The organism is Helcococcus bovis, assembly GCF_046035835.1.
Lineage (GTDB): Bacteria > Bacillota > Clostridia > Tissierellales > Peptoniphilaceae > Helcococcus > Helcococcus bovis.
In genome coordinates, this window is sequence record NZ_JBFNGB010000006.1 from 66,602 (window position 1) to 83,588 (window position 16,987).

The following is a 16,987-nucleotide window of genomic DNA, read 5'->3' on the forward strand; positions in this document are numbered from 1 at the left end:
ATTTTTTTAGCATATTATTTTTCCTAATTTTTTTCTTGAAATATATTAACATATTAAAAAATATAATTCAATACTTTTTAATTATTTTTTTCTTCCAAATAAGGTTTCAAAAATTTACCAGTATATGACTCTTTTACTTTTACTATTTCTTCAGGAGTACCTTCTGCAACTATAGTACCTCCACCATCTCCACCTTCTGGTCCCAAATCAATTACATAATCTGCAGTTTTTATAACATCCAAATTATGTTCGATTACAACAACTGAATTTCCAGCTTCAACTAATTCATTTAACACATTAGTTAACTTGTGAATATCAGCAGTGTGAAGTCCTGTAGTAGGTTCATCTAAAACATATAATGTATTTCCTGTTGAACGTTTAGCCAACTCACTAGATAATTTAATTCTTTGAGCTTCCCCACCCGAAAGTTGAGTTGAAGGTTGTCCAAGTTTTATATATGATAAACCAACATCATTTAGTGTTTGTAGTTTTCTTTTAATTGGTTCATGATTTTTAAAAAATTCTAACCCTTCTTCAACAGTCATATTCAATACATCAGAAATATCTTTATCTTTATACTTAACTTGAAGAGTTTCCCTATTATATCTTTTTCCACCACAAACCTCACAAGGTACGTAAACATCAGGTAAGAAGTGCATTTCAACTTTAATCACACCATCTCCATCACAATTTTCACAACGACCACCTTTAACATTAAATGAAAATCTACCTTTATCATATCCTCTCATTTTTGCTTCGTTTGTCATTGCAAAAACATCTCTAATATTGTCAAATGTCTTTGTATATGTCACGGGATTTGAACGTGGTGTTCTTCCTATAGGACTTTGGTCGATTTGTATAATTTTATCAATTTGTTCGGAACCAATTATATCATCATGATCTCCAACAATTAGCCTTGAACCATGTAATTTTTTCATAAGTCCATTATAGAAAATTTGATTAATCAATGAAGATTTACCAGAACCAGAAACTCCCGTAATTAATGTCATGACTCCTAATGGAATCTTAACATCTATATTTTTTAAATTATTTTGTCTTGCCCCTTTGATTTCAATAAATCCTGATGGTTTTCTTCTTTCAGATGGTACAGGAATAAATTTCTTTCTTGAAAGATATTGACCAGTAATAGAATTTTTATCTTTAAGTATTTGTTTATATGTTCCTTTAGCCACTACATTTCCACCATGAACACCAGCCCCAGGTCCAATATCTACGATCAAATCAGATTCCTTCATAGTATCTTCATCGTGTTCTACTACAATTAGTGTATTTCCTAAGTTTGTTAAATTTCTCAATGATTTCAACAATTTCTCATTATCTCTTTGATGTAATCCTATACTTGGTTCATCTAAAACATAAACCACTCCAACTAAACCAGCTCCAATTTGTGTAGCAAGTCTAATTCTTTGCGATTCTCCACCAGATAAAGTACCAGCCTGTCTAGAAATTGTAAGATAATCAAGCCCAACTTCATTTAAGAAATTTAATCTTGCCTTTATTTCTTTAATTATTGGTTCAGCTATAATGCTATCTGATTTTCCAAATTTTACATTATCTATAAATTTATATGCATCCCTAATAGATAAATCTGTGACTTCAATTATAGATTTATCATTTATGGTTATAGACAAAACTTCTGGCTTTAACTTGTTTCCATGACAAACTTCACACTCATTTTCAGACATAAATTCTTCAATTTTATTTTTCATTGCATCAGAAAAAGTTTGACTTTGACGTCTAGTTAAATTTTCAATAACACCTTCCCACATTACAATCTTTGAATCTTTTCCACTATCTCTGAAATGTGAGGCAAAATTTATTTTTAATTTTTTATCTGATCCATATAAAATTTCATCTATAAATTTTTTAGGAGCTTTTGATAGAGGTGTATCCATATCAAAATTATTAAGTTTTGCTAATTCCTTAAATATTTCATAATAGAATGTACCTTTTTTTGCCGTTGCGAATGGTTTTATCGCCCCTTCATTTATGGTTTCATTATAATTTGGTAAAACTAAATCAGGGTCAATAACTTTATGATATCCTAATCCGTCACAGGCGTCGCAAGCTCCAAAAGGAGCATTAAAAGAAAATAGACGTGGTGATATTTCTCCTAACGACATGTGTCCATCTGGACAGGATAATGATGAGGACATTACAAATATCTTTTTTCCTATTACTTCAATTAAAACTCTTCCATCTGATAATTCTAATGCAGTTTCAAGTGATCCTGATAATCTAGATTCAATTCCTTCTTTAATAACAAGTCTATCGACTACAATTTCAATGTCATGCTTTTTATTTTTTTCAAGATTAATTTCATCAGCTGATAAATCTACTACATTTTCATCAACTCTTATTCTTGTGAATCCTTGTTTTTTTATGTTTTCAATTATTTTTTTATGCTCACCTTTTTTTGCGACAATAACTGGCGACAAAATTAAAATTTTATCTCTTTCTTCTAATTCCATAACTCTATCAACCATTTGATCTATAGACATCGCCTTTATTTCTTTTCCACAAACAGGACAGTGTGGTATTCCAACTTTTGCATATAATAATCTTAAATAATCATAAATTTCAGTAACTGTACCTACGGTAGAACGTGGATTTCTATTTGTTGTTTTCTGATCAATGGAAATAGCTGGCGATAGCCCTTCAATCGATTCAACTTCAGGCTTATCCATTTGTCCTAAAAACTGTCTTGCATACGAAGAAAGAGATTCTACATATCTTCTTTGTCCTTCTGCATAAATTGTATCAAATGCTAAAGATGATTTTCCAGAACCTGAAAGCCCAGTAAATACAATCATCTTATCTCTAGGCAATTCTAAATCTATGTGATTTAAGTTATTTATTCTTGCATCTTTTATTGTTATTTTTTCTAAACTCATTTAATCACCTAAATTCCATATTCTTTCTTTAATTTTTTTATTTGATCTCTTAAACTTGCTGCTTTTTCAAAATCTAAAACTTCAGCTGCAGAAATCATTTCTTTTTCAAGATTTACTATAATTTCATGCATTTGTTCTGTAGAAACCGATTTCGGTTTTACATTATATTCTTTTTCTTCTTCTGCAGCCATTGAAACCGTAACAATATCTGTAATACTTTTAATAATAGATTTTGGATTAATATTGTGTTTTTCGTTATATTCTTGTTGAATTTGTCTTCTTCTATTGGTTTCTGATATAGCTTTATACATTGATTTCGTGATAGAATCACCGTACATAATTACTCTACCATTTTCATTTCTTGCAGCTCTACCTATTGTTTGAATTAAAGATGTTTCGGATCTTAAAAATCCTTCTTTATCTGCATCCATAATTGCAATTAATGAAACTTCTGGTAAATCTAATCCTTCTCTCAATAAGTTAATACCAACTAAAACGTCATATTTGCCAAGTCTCAAATCTCTTAGTATTTCAACTCTTTCTATTGTGTCTACATCAGAATGTAAATATGTTACTTTAACTCCATGATCTTTCATAAAATCTGTTAAATCTTCAGCCATTCTCTTTGTTAAAGTAGTTACTAAAGTTCTAAAACCATTTTTTGTATTTTCTGCTATTTCTGTAAATAAATCATCTATTTGATTTTCTGTCGGTCTCACTTCAACAACAGGATCTAATAAACCAGTTGGCCTAATTATTTGTTCAACCTCCAATGTCTGATGATTTTTTTCATAATCTCCAGGTGTAGCCGAAACAAATATAGCTTGATTTACAAGACTTTCAAATTCATTAAATTTAAGTGGTCTATTATCTAATGCTGATGGCAACCTAAATCCATAATCAACTAAATTTTGCTTTCTCGATCTATCGCCTTCATACATTCCTCTAACTTGTGGTAGTGTAACGTGAGACTCATCTACCATCAAAAGCCAGTCTTCTGGGAAATAATCCAATAAAGTAAATGGTCTAGATCCTGGTTCTCTTTGACTTAAATGTCTAGAATAATTTTCTATACCCGAAACAAATCCTACTTCTGTAAGCATTTCTATATCATAAGTAGTTCTTTGTTCTAATCTTTGAGCTTCCAATAATTTATTATGATCATTAAACCATTTTAATCTTTCTTGTAATTCTTCACCGATACTCTTTACAGCTAAATTTATCTTATCCCTAGATGTAGCATAATGTGAGGCAGGGAAAATCATTATATGATTTAAATGTTTAATTATTTCTCCAGTTAAATAGTTTATTTCTGAAATTCTATCAATTTCGTCTCCAAAAAATTCTATTCTGTAAATATTTTCAGTAGCATTAGCTGGAAATATATCAACTATATCTCCTCTAACTCTGAATGTACCTCTAGAAAAATCAATATCATTTCTCATAAATTGTATATTGATTAATTTTTTCAATACATCATCTCTCTCTATTTCCATTCCAGGTCTTAATGATACTGTCATCTTTTCATAATCTATAGGATCTCCCAAACCATATATACAAGAAACTGATGCAACAATTATTACATTTCTATTTTCATATAAAGCTGCTGTGGCTGAATGTCGCATTTTATCAATTTCATCATTAATTGATGAATCCTTAGCAATATATGTATCCGTTGCAAATACATACGCTTCTGGTTGATAATAATCATAATATGAAACAAAGTATTCAACAGAATCTTCAGGAAAAAATTCCTTAAATTCTTGAAATAATTGATATGCCAAAGTTTTATTATGCGCTAATACCAATGTTGGTCTATTAACTTCTTGTATTATATTAGCCATTGTAAAAGTTTTACCTGATCCGGTTACTCCTTTTAATGTTTGAAATTTATCTCCATTATTCAAACCTTCAACCAAAGTTTTTATAGCATTTGGTTGATCTCCCATAGGCTTAAATTTTGATTTTAAATGAAATTTCGTCATTTTATCTCTTTTCTTTATTTTAATAATTCTATTGCTTTTTGTAATTGTGTATCATTTTCTAAGTTATCAACTCCTATTTTCTTAACATTTTCTGGAATTTTTACTTCATAATCAGGTTTTATCCCCTTTTCATGAATTTTGTGTCCATTTGGTGTAAAAAATTCTGCAATAGTAATTTTTAGTCCTTCCTGTTTTGTTTCTACATTAAATGGAAAAATTTGTTGGATTACACCTTTACCATATGAATTTTCTCCAACTAATATACTTCTCTTTCTATCTTGTAATGCTCCAGACATTACTTCAGATGCTGATGCAGAACCCTTATTAATTAATGTTACCATTGGAATATCAGTCAATGTTCCATCTTGAGTTTCATACTTTTCAACATTTCCATTTTTATCTCTTGCCGTAATTAATACACCTTTATTCATTAACATATTAGCAATGTTTAATGTTGAATCTAAAAGACCACCAGGATTATTTCTTAAATCTAAAATAAGTTTTGTAGCACCTTTATCCTTTAATTCCTTTACAGCTTTTTCAAAATCTTCATCTGTTTTTTCTTGAAAATTTGTTACTAAAATATATCCAATATTATTTTCTAACATTTTAGGATAAACTGAATCAAGATTTATTACTGCTCTTGTAACTTTTATATCTACATCCTGTTCTTTACCATCTATATTACGTTTTACAGTTATAACAACAGTTTCTCCAACTTTCCCTCTCATAACTTTTACTGCTTTATCTAAATCTTTACCTAAAAATACATTTCCGTTTATCTTAGAAATTTTATCTCCAGCCTTAATACCAGAAATATCAGCTGGTGATCCTTTTATTGGAGCAATTACTTCGATGTATCCATCATCTGAAACTCCAACTTGTATTCCTACTCCAGAAAATTCTCCAGAATTATGGTCCATTAATTCTTTATATTCTTTTTCATTAAAAAATTCAGAGTATTTATCATTAAGGGATTCCAAAATTCCCTTATAAATTCCTTCCTCAATATCTTCATATTTAAAATCATGTAAATATCTTTTATCAATTAAATCTACAAGTGATGATATATTTTTATTAACTCTATCAAAATTTAATGTTTTACTTTCTTTTTTTTCATTTGTTGTAGTATTATTGCTTAAACTATTGTATGAACTTCTTAGACCAAAATTAAAACTTACTAAAGATGTCAAAACAATAATACATGCATATATTAAGATTTTAGCTTTCTTATTCATATTACCTCCGAATCATATATATAATTATATTACATATTAAAAAAAATAAAAGATACCATTACAAAATAACTTTACGTCATCTTGCAATAGTACCTAATAATTTTAATTAATATATGCTAAAGGATTTTGTGCTTGTCCATTTATTCTTACTTCAAAATGTAAATGTGAACCTGTTGAATATCCTGTAGTACCCATAGGTGCTATATATTGCCCTCTAGATACACGTTGCCCAACAGAAACAGGAATGCTACTTAAATGCGCATATCTTGTCGTCATACCATTTCCATGATCTATTATTATAAGATTTCCATATCCATAATCATTCCAGCCAGCATATGTAACAACTCCATCTTCTGCTGCATAAATATTTGTTCCCAATGGTCCAGCTAAATCAACACCTGAATGGAATCCTCCAGAATACCAAGATCCATCTTGTAATGTAAATCCTGATCTCCATCCAAAATAACTTGAAATATATTTCGCATCTGACGGCCATGCTAATTGTCCATTTCCATAATTAGGACTTGAAGAATTTATATCATCTAATTCTGCTTTTTTTCTTCTAAGCGCTTCTAATCTAGCTGTTTCCGCTTCTTCTTCAATCTTTCTTTCCAAATCAGCTATTTCACTTTCCAATGATTGCTTTTTATCTTGTAAGCTTCTTTTTTCAGAAAGTTTTTCACTTATTTTAGCTTCATAATCACTTATATATTTATCTAATTCTTCAATTTTTTTAGATTTTTCACCTTCTTTAGATTTTACATCAGCTAACAATTTGTCTTTTATTGATTTTTGAGCATCTAAATCAAATTTTTCTTTTTCAAGATTTTGTTTAGTAATTTCTAAAACTTTTTTTTGTCCATTTAATTCATTTAGCAATTTATCTAATTTTTCTTTATCAGATTTTAAAGTTTCAATTAAATTCTTATCATTTTTAGTAATGGTTGTCATCATTTTATTTCTTGATAAAAAATCATTGAAATTTTGAGATGACAATAAAACTTCAACTTTTTGCGCATCTCCCATTTTATACATAATTACTAATCTTTCTTTCAATAACTCTGTATTTTTTAATATTTTTTTCTTTACTTCGTCTACTTCTTTTTCATTTTTAGATATTTTTGCTGTAGTATCTATAATCTGAGCTTCATTATCATAAATTTTATTAAGTGTTTTTTGAATTTCACCATTCAAAAAGCCAATTTGATCTTCAAGAGAAGCTTTTTCTTTTTGTAATTTTGATAACTCTTCATTTATTGATTTTTTTACATCATTATTTTGATCAATTTCTCCTTGATAGGTATCAATTTTATAATTTCTAGCATCAATATCATAATCAATTTGATTTAATGAGTTTTTGGTATCATTTAGTTTTTGATTTAAACTTGAAGCATAATTTAAATTTGTATTACCAAATAATAAAATCGCAGATAAAATATAGGCTGCTAATTTTATATATTTTTTTCTACTTGACATATTTTACCTCTCTATTAATTAAGTATCTTCTAATTGAGAAAATAGATCCAATAACACCTATTCCCAATCCTAGTGAATTAATAATTTGGAAAAGACTAATCTTCAACAATTCTGGATCAATTAAACTCAAAATTGTGAAATTACTTTCTAATCTAGCACCAAAGTTTACATATATAAATTTATATAAAAAGTATACCGCTAAAAATGATAATATTGAAGCTATCAAACTATAAAATATACCTTCTATTATAAAAGGTATCCTTATATAATTATTTGTAGCACCAACATTTTTCATTATTGCAATTTCATTAATTCTTGATACTACTGTTAATTTTATAGTGTTAGAAATTATGAATAATGAAACTATCATCAATACCACAACTAGTACAGCACCAAATATTTTCACATAATTAGACACTTTATAAACTTTATCAACTAAATCTTTATAATAATTTATTTCTTCAATACTTTGATCTCCGTCTAAAGATTTTGCAAATTCTTTCGCTTGAGAAATATCTTCTAATTTAACTATAAATGATGATGGTAAAACTTTTTCTAAATCCATATTATCAAGTAATTTAGAATTATCGCCCCAACTTTTTTTCATTATATCTAAAGCTTCTTTAGAAGATCTAAATTCTACAGTTTTATTTATAGGAGAACCTTCAATTTTATGTTTTAGTTCTGCAATTTGAACTTCAGTTGCATCTTTTTTAATAAAAATTTCAACATCATTTACTTTTCCTTGTACTTGAAGAGCAACATTATTGATACTTACAGTAATAATAATTATTATTCCAATAACAAATAATGTGGAAAATGTAGAAGTTATAGAAACTAAACCTAAGTTTTTATGTTTCCAAATTCCCTTTATTCCTTCTTTTAGTGTGTTAATAAATTTTCTAAATACTTTCATCATAACCTCCCACGGAATCTCTTACAATACTTCCATTTGACAAGGAAATTACTCTTTTTTGCATTTTGTCAACTATTTCTTTTGAATGTGTATTGATAATAACTGTTGTACCTTTTTTATTTACATCTTCAAAACAATCCATAATTTCCCAAGCAGTATTAGGATCCAAGTTACCTGTAGGTTCATCCGCAAGAATTATTTTTGGTTCTATTGATAACGCTCTTGCAATTGATAATCTTTGCTTTTCACCACCAGATAATTCATTAGGATATGATTTTTTTCTATGTTTTAAATGTACAATATCTAAAACTTCATCTATTTTTTCTCTTTTACTTTTTCTAGATAAACCTTTAACATCTAAAACAAATTCTATATTTTCATAAACAGTTCTATTTGGTAATAATCTAAAATCTTGAAAAACTACACCTATAGTTGTTCTTACTTTAGGTATCATTCTTCTAGAAACTTTAGTAATATCATCTCCCATTAAATATAATCTTCCACTATCTGGATCTATTTCTTTTAATAATAAACGAGTAATTGTAGATTTTCCTGCTCCACTTGCACCTGTAATAAATACAAACTCACCATTTTGAATTTCAAATGAAACATTATTTATAGCTACAATTTTATCAGAATATTTTTTATTAACATTTTCAAATTTAATCATAAATACCTTCCTGCAAAATATTATATCATAAAAAGTTACAAAAAGGTTAAAAATTTCAACTTAAGTTACAAAAAAGTTAATTTAATTTAATAAAAAGTAAAAAAAGGCTGTTACATAATATCATTATTTTATGTATTTAGATTTTTGTAGTAGTTTTTATAAAATATAATTTTAATAATTATTATATTATACAAAACAAGCCCTAGATTTTACAATCTAGGGCTTGTTTTGTATTTTTGTTAAATTTTTGTAATTTAACGGCTATTTTTATTTTTCAACTACCTCTTATAAATTATTTATTAATTACATAACTTTTGCAGAACCATCGTATACTATACCTGCATATGCATCTAATGTTATTAATTGTCCATTTTCGATCTTTTCTTTTGTTAAATCAGCACCAATAATTGCTGGTAATTTGTAGTGTAATGCAGTAATTGCAGCATGGGATGTTAAACCTCCTTGTTCTACAATTATACCTGCAGATTTTTCAATAAATGGAATCATGTCTGCATCTGTGTATTTAGCAACAATTATATCTCCATCCATAAATTTTTCTTTTAATTGTTCTGCGTTTTCTACAACACAAGCTCTTCCTACAACTGAGCTCTTACCAATAGGTTGTCCTTGTGAAAGAACTTTAGCAACAGTATGAACTTTTAGCATATTTGTTGAACCAGGGGTTGCAACTGGAATACCTGCTGATAATACAATTAAATCACCTTCACTAATATATTTATTTTTTAATGCTTCAGAAATTGAATTGTCGATTAATTGATCTGTTAATTCAACTTTCTTTGTTAAAATTGGGTAAACACCCCATACTAATGATAATTTTCTTGCTACTTCTGGAACATGTGTTGTTGCAATGATTTGTGTTTCTGGTCTAAATTTAGAAATTGATCTTGCTGTTCCACCTGATGTTGTAGCTGCAACTATCGCATTAGCATTTAATTGTTCTGAAATTCTTGAAACAGAATTTGAAATTGCGTTAGTTGGATCACTTTCAATCCATTCTTTTCTTGATTCTACTGCTTTCTTATAGTCTATTGATGATTCAATGTGTAATGCAATTCTTCTCATTGTTTCAACAGCTTGTACCGGATATTTACCTGCTGCTGTTTCCCCTGATAACATGATAGCATCTGAACCGTCTAAAATAGCATTAGCTACGTCATTTACTTCAGCTCTTGTTGGTCTTGGGTTTCTTATCATTGAGTCTAACATTTGTGTAGCAGTTATAACTGGTTTTCCTAATAAATTACATTTTCTAATGATTTCTTTTTGAACCAAAGGAACTCTTTCATTTGAAACTTCTACCCCTAAGTCCCCTCTAGCTACCATGATACCATCTGAAACTTCTATAATTTCATCTAAGTTTTCTACACCTTCTTCACTTTCAATTTTTGAAATAATGTGTACGTGTTCTCCACCACATTCTTCTAAAACTTTTCTGATTGCTAAAACGTCATCTGCTTTTCTGATGAATGATGCTGCAATAAAGTCAATTCCATTTTCAACACCAAATTTAATGTCATTAATATCTTTTTCTGTTAATGCTGGTAAGTTAATCTTGATACTTGGCGCATTTAAACCTTTTCTATCTTTGATATCACCATAGTTAACTACTGTTGTATGAATTTCTGTTCCTTCGATTGAATCTACTACAAATTCTACTAAACCATCATCGATTAAAATTCTGTTTCCTGGAACTAAATCTTTTGGTAGATCTTTATATGAAACTGAAACGATTGATTGATCCCCAACGATATCTCTAGTTGTTAATGTAAATTTATCTCCTGATTTTAAACTTACAACCATTCCATCTTTGAATGTACCTATTCTAATTTCTGGACCTTTTGTATCCAACATGATTGCAGTATAATTTCCTAATTTTTCTCTAACTTTTTTAATATTTTGAATTCTTTGTAAATGTTCTGCATGATCACCGTGTGAAAAGTTTAAACGGCAAACATTCATTCCCATTCCCATTAATTCTTCTAATTTTGCTTCAGATTCTGATGCTGGTCCAATTGTACATACTATTTTTGTTCTTTTCATTATAATTTCTCCTAATTTGCTAAAATACTTGCTATTGTATAAAGTTCTGTATTGAATTCACTCTTAACTTTTATTGCATCCGGTATATACATTGAAAATATTTTACCACCTTTTATACCTATTGCTAAAGAGCTCTTACCTTCTATTAATAGTTCAACAGCTTTAACACCCATTTCACTTGCCATGATTGCATCTCTCAATGCTGGGCTACCACCTCTTTGAACGTGTCCTAAAATTGTTAATTTTGTTTCAACACCTGTTCTATCTTGGATTTCTTTTGCAATATTTTGTGGATTTCCAATACCTTCAGCAACTACAACGATATGGTGTAATTTACCTCTAGCTTTTCCTCTTTGAACTCTTGAAATAACTTGTTCCATATCAACAGGAACTTCAGGAACTAAAATGCTCTCTGCACCACCTGCTACACCTGCATATAATGCAATATCTCCACAATTTCTTCCCATTACTTCAACAACATTACCTCTGCCGTGAGATGATGATGTATCTCTTAATTTACTTATAGCTTCTTTACATGTTTCAACTGCTGTATCAAAACCAATTGTCCAATCTGTATATCCCATATCATTATCAATAGTACATGGTATACCTATTGTTTTAATTCCTCTTTCATGTAATACATTTGCTCCTTGGAATGACCCATCTCCACCTAATACAACTATTCCGTCAATATCAAAGTTTTTAATGATTTCCATAGCTTTGTCTTGGCCTTCTTTAGTCTTAAATTCTAAAGATCTCGCAGACCCTAAAATTGTACCACCTTTGTGAACGATATCTGCAACAGATGATACATTCATTTCATATATATCACCTTTAATTAAACCATCAAAACCATTCCTTATTCCTTTAACTCTTAGACCATTTGCAAAAGCAGTTCTTGCAATAGCTCTAATAGCAGCATTCATCCCAGGTGCATCTCCACCTGAAGTCAAAACACCAATTGTCTTCATACATCCTCCTACTTTATTATGACACTATCATTACCTAACCAATTTGCTAGTTTATTTATTAAATCCATTTCTAATTTTACTGTAATATTTTTTAAGGAAACAGATTTTTTTATATCATCAAAATAAATAACTACTTCAGAATTACCTCTATATTCTAATAATTCTTTTCTTATTTTTGAATATAAATCTTTATCCGAATATTTCATTTTTAAATATAGAACTTTGTCCTCGTATATTATACCATTTCTTTTACTATTTTGTGAAAAAATTTCGTTATTTATTTCTCTTACTTTATTAATTATTATATTTGCCGATCTATTATCATTTATTTGTAACTTACCATTTATTAAAACTGCCTTATCTTCAAATAAAATATCTTTGTATTTTTCATACATTTGTGGAAAAATCACAGCTTCTATTTTACCATAAATATCTTCTAATTCCAAAAAACTCATCTTTTTATTTTGTCGGGTAAAAATTGTTTTAACTGAAGTAATTATTCCTGCAAATATTACATTTTTATCATATTTTACATTTTCTTCAATCAAATCTAATGTTGTAAAATCAACATATTTAGAAACAATCTTTTCATATGAACTAAATGGATGATCCGTAATATATGCTCCAATATATTCCTTCTCTTTTTTTAACATTTCAACTTTTGAAAATTCAGGTATATTGGGTGCTTCAATTTTAAAAGTATTTCCGCTTATCATTGAAAATATATCTTCCTGTCCAGCTATATTTTTATTATTTTTAAAATATTGTTCAACTGCTCTTTCGTGAATAGAAATCATTTGTGCTCTATTTAAGCCAAAATCATCCATAGCACCTGAAAAAATAAGAAATTCTAAAGATTTTTTATTTAACTTTGAATCTGAATTATTTACCATTCTTTCTACAAAATCATCAAAATCTTCAAATTTACCTTTTTTTCTTTCATTAACTATAGCTTCAACTATGTTAATACCCAAACTTTTAATTACAGAAAGACCGATTCTAATCTTTCTACCTTCAACCGAAAAGTTTTTATAAGATGAATTTACACTAGGTAATAAAACATCTATTCCCATTTTTTTTGCTTCTTTTATATAAAGATAAACTTTATCTGAACTTCCCATCACTGATGACAATAATGAAGCCATAAATTCTTCTGGATAATGAACTTTTAACCAAGCTGTTTGAAAGGCAACAAATGAATATGCTGCTGAATGTGATTTATTAAATGCATATTTAGCGAAATCAATCATCAAATCATAAATTTTATTTGCTATATCTTCATCAATTCCATTTCTAAGACAACCAGGAACTACTATTTTTCCATTTACAATTCTCCCATGAATAAAATACTCCCTATTTTCCTCCATTACCTTCATTTTCTTTTTTCCCATTGCTCGTCTTAAATTATCAGCTTCTCCCAATGAAAATCCTGCTAACTTTTGTACAATTTGCATAACTTGTTCTTGAAATACAATCGTTCCATATGTTGGTTCTAAAATAGATTCAAGTGAAGGATGAAGATATGTTACTAAATCTTTATTATGCCTATTTCTAATATAATTTGGAATTTCATTCATAGGTCCTGGTCTAAATAGTGAATTTGCAGCAATTAAATCATCAAATCTTGTAGGTTTCAATTCTCTTAAAAATGCACGCATTCCTTCTGATTCAAATTGAAATACTCCAATCGTTTCTGCAACTTTGAATATATCTAAAACCTCTTTATCATTCAAATCAATATTGTTAATATCAACGTCTATTCCTCTATTGAATTTTATAAGTTTTATTGCATCGCTTATGACTGTAAGTGTACGAAGCGCTAAAAAGTCCATTTTTAATAAACCTAACTCTTCAAGTTCAGTCATATTGTATTGAGTAAGAATAGATTTATCCGCAATATACAATGGTACAAATTCATTTAAAGGTTTAGACGCTATAACCACTCCCGCTGCATGTGTTGATGTGTTTTTAGGCATTCCTTCAATTTCCATTGCAGTGTCTATAAGTTTTCTATTTTCTTCAGATGCTTCATATAGTTTTCTAAAATCATCTGAAACTTGCAATGCTTTTTTTATAGTCATATTTATTTCTTGTGGTACTTGTTTTGCTATTTTGTCTACAATATCACTATTTACCGATGTAACTCTACCTACATCTCTAATTGCATTTCTTGCAGCTAATGTACCAAATGTAACAATTTGAGCAACATTGCTTTCGCCATATTTTTCTTTAACATATTCGATTACTTCATTTCTTCTTTCATAATCAAAATCAATATCTATATCTGGCATTGAAACTCTTTCAGGATTCAAAAATCTTTCAAAAAGTAAATCGTATTTTATCGGATCTAATCCTGTAATTCCTAAGGCATATGAAACTATTGATCCTGCTGCAGACCCTCTACCTGGTCCAACAGCGATACCTTGTTTTTTAGCATAATCAATAAAATCCCATACAATTAAGAAATAGTCTGTAAATCCCATTTTATTAATTATTTCAAGCTCTTCATTAGCTCTTTTTATAACATTATCAGTTAATTTACCATATTTATTTTTAAGTCCATTAAATACCAACTTTTCTAAGTATTCGTCATGATTTTCTTCAATTTTGAAAAATGGTAAATGCATATCATGAAATTTAAAATCTACATTACATCTGTCAGAAATAACTTGGGTATTTATTAGTGCTTCAGGTATATCCTTAAATAATTCTTCCATTTCCTCGGGACTCTTAAAATAAAATTGAGAATTTGGAAATCTCATTCTATCAGGATTATCAACTGTACTTCCAGTAGAAATACACATCAATATATCTTGTATTTTAGCATCTTCTTGGTCTGTGTAATGAACATCATTAGTTGCAACTAATGGAATCTCTAGTTCTTTACTAAATTCTTTAAGATACTTGTTAATTTTCTTTTGTTCTACAAGTCCATGATCTTGCAATTCTAAATAAAAATTATCTTCTCCAAATATTTCTTTATATTCTAATGTTGATTTTTTTGCAGCTTCAATATCATTATTTCTTATATGAATTTGTACTTCTCCACTCATACAAGCTGATAACGCAATTATTCCTTCAGAATATTTTTTTAATACATCTTTATCTACTCTAGGCTTATAATAATATCCATTAATAAAACCTTCTGAAACAATTTTTATCAAGTTTTGATAACCAGTCCAATTTTCTGCAAGCAAAATTAAATGATATCTTTTTTTGTTTTGTGGTGTTTTTTCTAAATAAGAACCTTCACTTATGTATACTTCACATCCAATAATTGGCTTAATACCCTTTTTCTTAGCTTTTTTATAAAAATCTATAACTCCAAACATAACTCCATGATCAGTTATCGCAACAGATTTCATGCCATATTCAAGACATCTATCTAGCATTTTGTCAATTTTGGCAAAACCATCTAATAAGCTATATTCTGTATGTAAATGTAAATGTGTAAAATCCATATTAATCACCTACTTCTTACGTTTTTCATTAAAAAAATTATCTATTAATTCTTTACATTCTTGAAATTTTATCCCTGAAACAACCTCAACTCTATGGTTAAAAATACCATCATCAACAACATTTAGTATAGAGCCTGCAAATCCTCTTTGCACATCCTTCGCACCAAATACCAATGTTTTAATTCTACTATGTATTATTGCACCTGCACACATTACGCACGGCTCTAATGTAGTAAACAAAATTGCCCCATCAAGTCTCCAATCTCCGACATAATCTTCAGCTTCTTTTATTGCATTTATTTCAGCATGTTCAAATGCATGATTATTAGTTTCGACCATATTATGACCTCTTCCAATAATTTTACCATCTAAAACTACAACAGCACCAATCGGAACTTCATCATTATTTAATGCTTTTTTAGCCTCTTCAATTGCCTCATTCATAAAGTATTCAAAATCCATAAAACCTCACCTATATAAATTATATCACATAAATTTTTCTATTTTTTGATATAATTAAATTTAGTAAAAATAGAAAGGATAACTATGAAAATAATATTCTCACCTACAAAAGATATGAATTTAGATAATCCAATTAATACAGATTGGATTTTAACAGAAGAAACACACAAAATAATAAATGAATTACAAAAATTATCAGATGAAGAGTTAAAGAAAAAATTAAAAATTAATGATAATATTTTAGAAACAGTAAAAGGATACATTTCATCATTCAGTAAAAATATAACTTATCCAGCTCTTTTTATGTATAATGGTTTATCTTACAAAGCCATGAACCCATCTTCATTTAATGATGAACAATTAAAATACTTAAACGAAAATTTGCTTATTTTATCAGCTTTATATGGTCCAATTTCTCCAAATACACTTATAAAGCCTTATAGACTGGACTTTTTATCAAAAATAAAAATCGATAATAAAACTCTAAAATCCTTTTGGAAACCATTATACAATCTAGAAATTCCAAATCGTGAAACTATATTAAACCTTGCAAGTAATGAGTTTTCAGACTTATTCGATAAATCAAAATACAATTGGATAGATTTTGAATTCTATGAAAATAAAAACGGTAAATTAAAAACTCATTCAACAACTTCAAAAAAAGGACGTGGATGGATGGTATCATATCTTACAAAAAATAATATAAAATATCCTGAAGAATTAAAAAAGATTAAAGATGAATTTTCATATAGTGAAGAATTGTCAGAAGAAAATAGGTTTGTGTTTATTAAAGAATAAAAAAATCAACTCTCAGCACTGATTAAAAAAAACA

The 16,987-nt window shown here is 28.4% G+C and carries 11 protein-coding genes; 1 reads left to right on the forward strand and 10 read right to left on the reverse strand.

Annotated features, from left to right (window positions below; translation table 11 throughout):
• Positions 1-77 precede the first annotated feature (77 nt).
• The 10 genes from uvrA to tadA all read right to left on the reverse strand — a co-directional run bounded on the left by uvrA (position 78) and on the right by tadA (position 16,155).
• A complete protein-coding gene (gene uvrA, locus ABGF48_RS03125; protein WP_408104885.1) occupies positions 78-2,915 on the reverse strand; it encodes an excinuclease ABC subunit UvrA in 2,838 nt (945 codons plus the stop codon).
• Positions 2,916-2,923: 8 nt separating this feature from the next.
• Positions 2,924-4,900, reverse strand: a complete 1,977-nt coding sequence (gene uvrB / locus ABGF48_RS03130; RefSeq protein ID WP_408104886.1) for an excinuclease ABC subunit UvrB — start codon at positions 4,898-4,900, stop codon at positions 2,924-2,926.
• A 14-nt stretch (positions 4,901-4,914) separates the two neighbouring features.
• Positions 4,915-6,138: a S41 family peptidase gene (locus ABGF48_RS03135; RefSeq protein WP_408104887.1), complete on the reverse strand. Its 1,224-nt coding sequence runs from the start codon at positions 6,136-6,138 to the stop codon at positions 4,915-4,917.
• Between the two features lie 102 nt (positions 6,139-6,240).
• Complete coding sequence (locus ABGF48_RS03140) at positions 6,241-7,614, reverse strand: murein hydrolase activator EnvC family protein (RefSeq protein WP_408104888.1); 1,374 nt, start codon at positions 7,612-7,614, stop codon at positions 6,241-6,243.
• On the reverse strand, positions 7,604-8,530 hold the full coding sequence (gene ftsX, locus ABGF48_RS03145; protein ID WP_408104889.1) for a permease-like cell division protein FtsX: 927 nt from the start codon (positions 8,528-8,530) through the stop codon (positions 7,604-7,606). The genes ABGF48_RS03140 and ftsX overlap by 11 nt, the downstream gene beginning before the upstream one ends.
• The gene (gene ftsE / locus ABGF48_RS03150) at positions 8,517-9,200 is read right to left on the reverse strand and encodes a cell division ATP-binding protein FtsE (RefSeq protein ID WP_408104890.1); all 684 of its coding nucleotides are present in this window, start codon (positions 9,198-9,200) and stop codon (positions 8,517-8,519) included. Before ftsE ends, ftsX begins: the two co-directional genes overlap by 14 nt.
• A 303-nt stretch (positions 9,201-9,503) precedes the next feature.
• Complete coding sequence (gene pyk / locus ABGF48_RS03155; protein ID WP_408104891.1) at positions 9,504-11,261, reverse strand: pyruvate kinase; 1,758 nt, start codon at positions 11,259-11,261, stop codon at positions 9,504-9,506.
• 11 nt (positions 11,262-11,272) lie between these two features.
• Positions 11,273-12,232 carry a 6-phosphofructokinase gene (gene pfkA / locus ABGF48_RS03160; RefSeq protein ID WP_408104892.1) on the reverse strand — a complete coding sequence of 320 codons (960 nt, stop codon included), beginning with the start codon at positions 12,230-12,232 and terminating at the stop codon, positions 11,273-11,275.
• Positions 12,233-12,240: 8 nt separating this feature from the next.
• Positions 12,241-15,693: a DNA polymerase III subunit alpha gene (locus ABGF48_RS03165; protein ID WP_408104893.1), complete on the reverse strand. Its 3,453-nt coding sequence runs from the start codon at positions 15,691-15,693 to the stop codon at positions 12,241-12,243.
• A gap of 9 nt (positions 15,694-15,702) precedes the next feature.
• Positions 15,703-16,155, reverse strand: coding sequence for a tRNA adenosine(34) deaminase TadA (gene tadA / locus ABGF48_RS03170; RefSeq protein ID WP_408104894.1), 453 nt, complete (start codon positions 16,153-16,155; stop codon positions 15,703-15,705).
• A gap of 84 nt (positions 16,156-16,239) precedes the next feature.
• Between tadA and yaaA the strand changes: the two genes are divergently transcribed.
• The gene (yaaA, locus tag ABGF48_RS03175; RefSeq protein WP_408104895.1) at positions 16,240-16,953 is read left to right on the forward strand and encodes a peroxide stress protein YaaA; all 714 of its coding nucleotides are present in this window, start codon (positions 16,240-16,242) and stop codon (positions 16,951-16,953) included.
• Positions 16,954-16,987 lie beyond the last annotated feature (34 nt).

Coding starts and splice junctions, on each gene's coding strand:
- tadA (WP_408104894.1), bottom strand. CDS start 16,155: ATGGATTTTGAATACTTTATGAATGAGGCAATTGAAGAGGCTAAAAAA.
- ftsE (WP_408104890.1), bottom strand. CDS start 9,200: ATGATTAAATTTGAAAATGTTAATAAAAAATATTCTGATAAAATTGTA.
- ABGF48_RS03165 (WP_408104893.1), bottom strand. CDS start 15,693: ATGGATTTTACACATTTACATTTACATACAGAATATAGCTTATTAGAT.
- yaaA (WP_408104895.1), top strand. CDS start 16,240: ATGAAAATAATATTCTCACCTACAAAAGATATGAATTTAGATAATCCA.
- pfkA (WP_408104892.1), bottom strand. CDS start 12,232: ATGAAGACAATTGGTGTTTTGACTTCAGGTGGAGATGCACCTGGGATG.
- ftsX (WP_408104889.1), bottom strand. CDS start 8,530: ATGAAAGTATTTAGAAAATTTATTAACACACTAAAAGAAGGAATAAAG.
- ABGF48_RS03135 (WP_408104887.1), bottom strand. CDS start 6,138: ATGAATAAGAAAGCTAAAATCTTAATATATGCATGTATTATTGTTTTG.
- uvrB (WP_408104886.1), bottom strand. CDS start 4,900: ATGACGAAATTTCATTTAAAATCAAAATTTAAGCCTATGGGAGATCAA.
- pyk (WP_408104891.1), bottom strand. CDS start 11,261: ATGAAAAGAACAAAAATAGTATGTACAATTGGACCAGCATCAGAATCT.
- uvrA (WP_408104885.1), bottom strand. CDS start 2,915: ATGAGTTTAGAAAAAATAACAATAAAAGATGCAAGAATAAATAACTTA.
- ABGF48_RS03140 (WP_408104888.1), bottom strand. CDS start 7,614: ATGTCAAGTAGAAAAAAATATATAAAATTAGCAGCCTATATTTTATCT.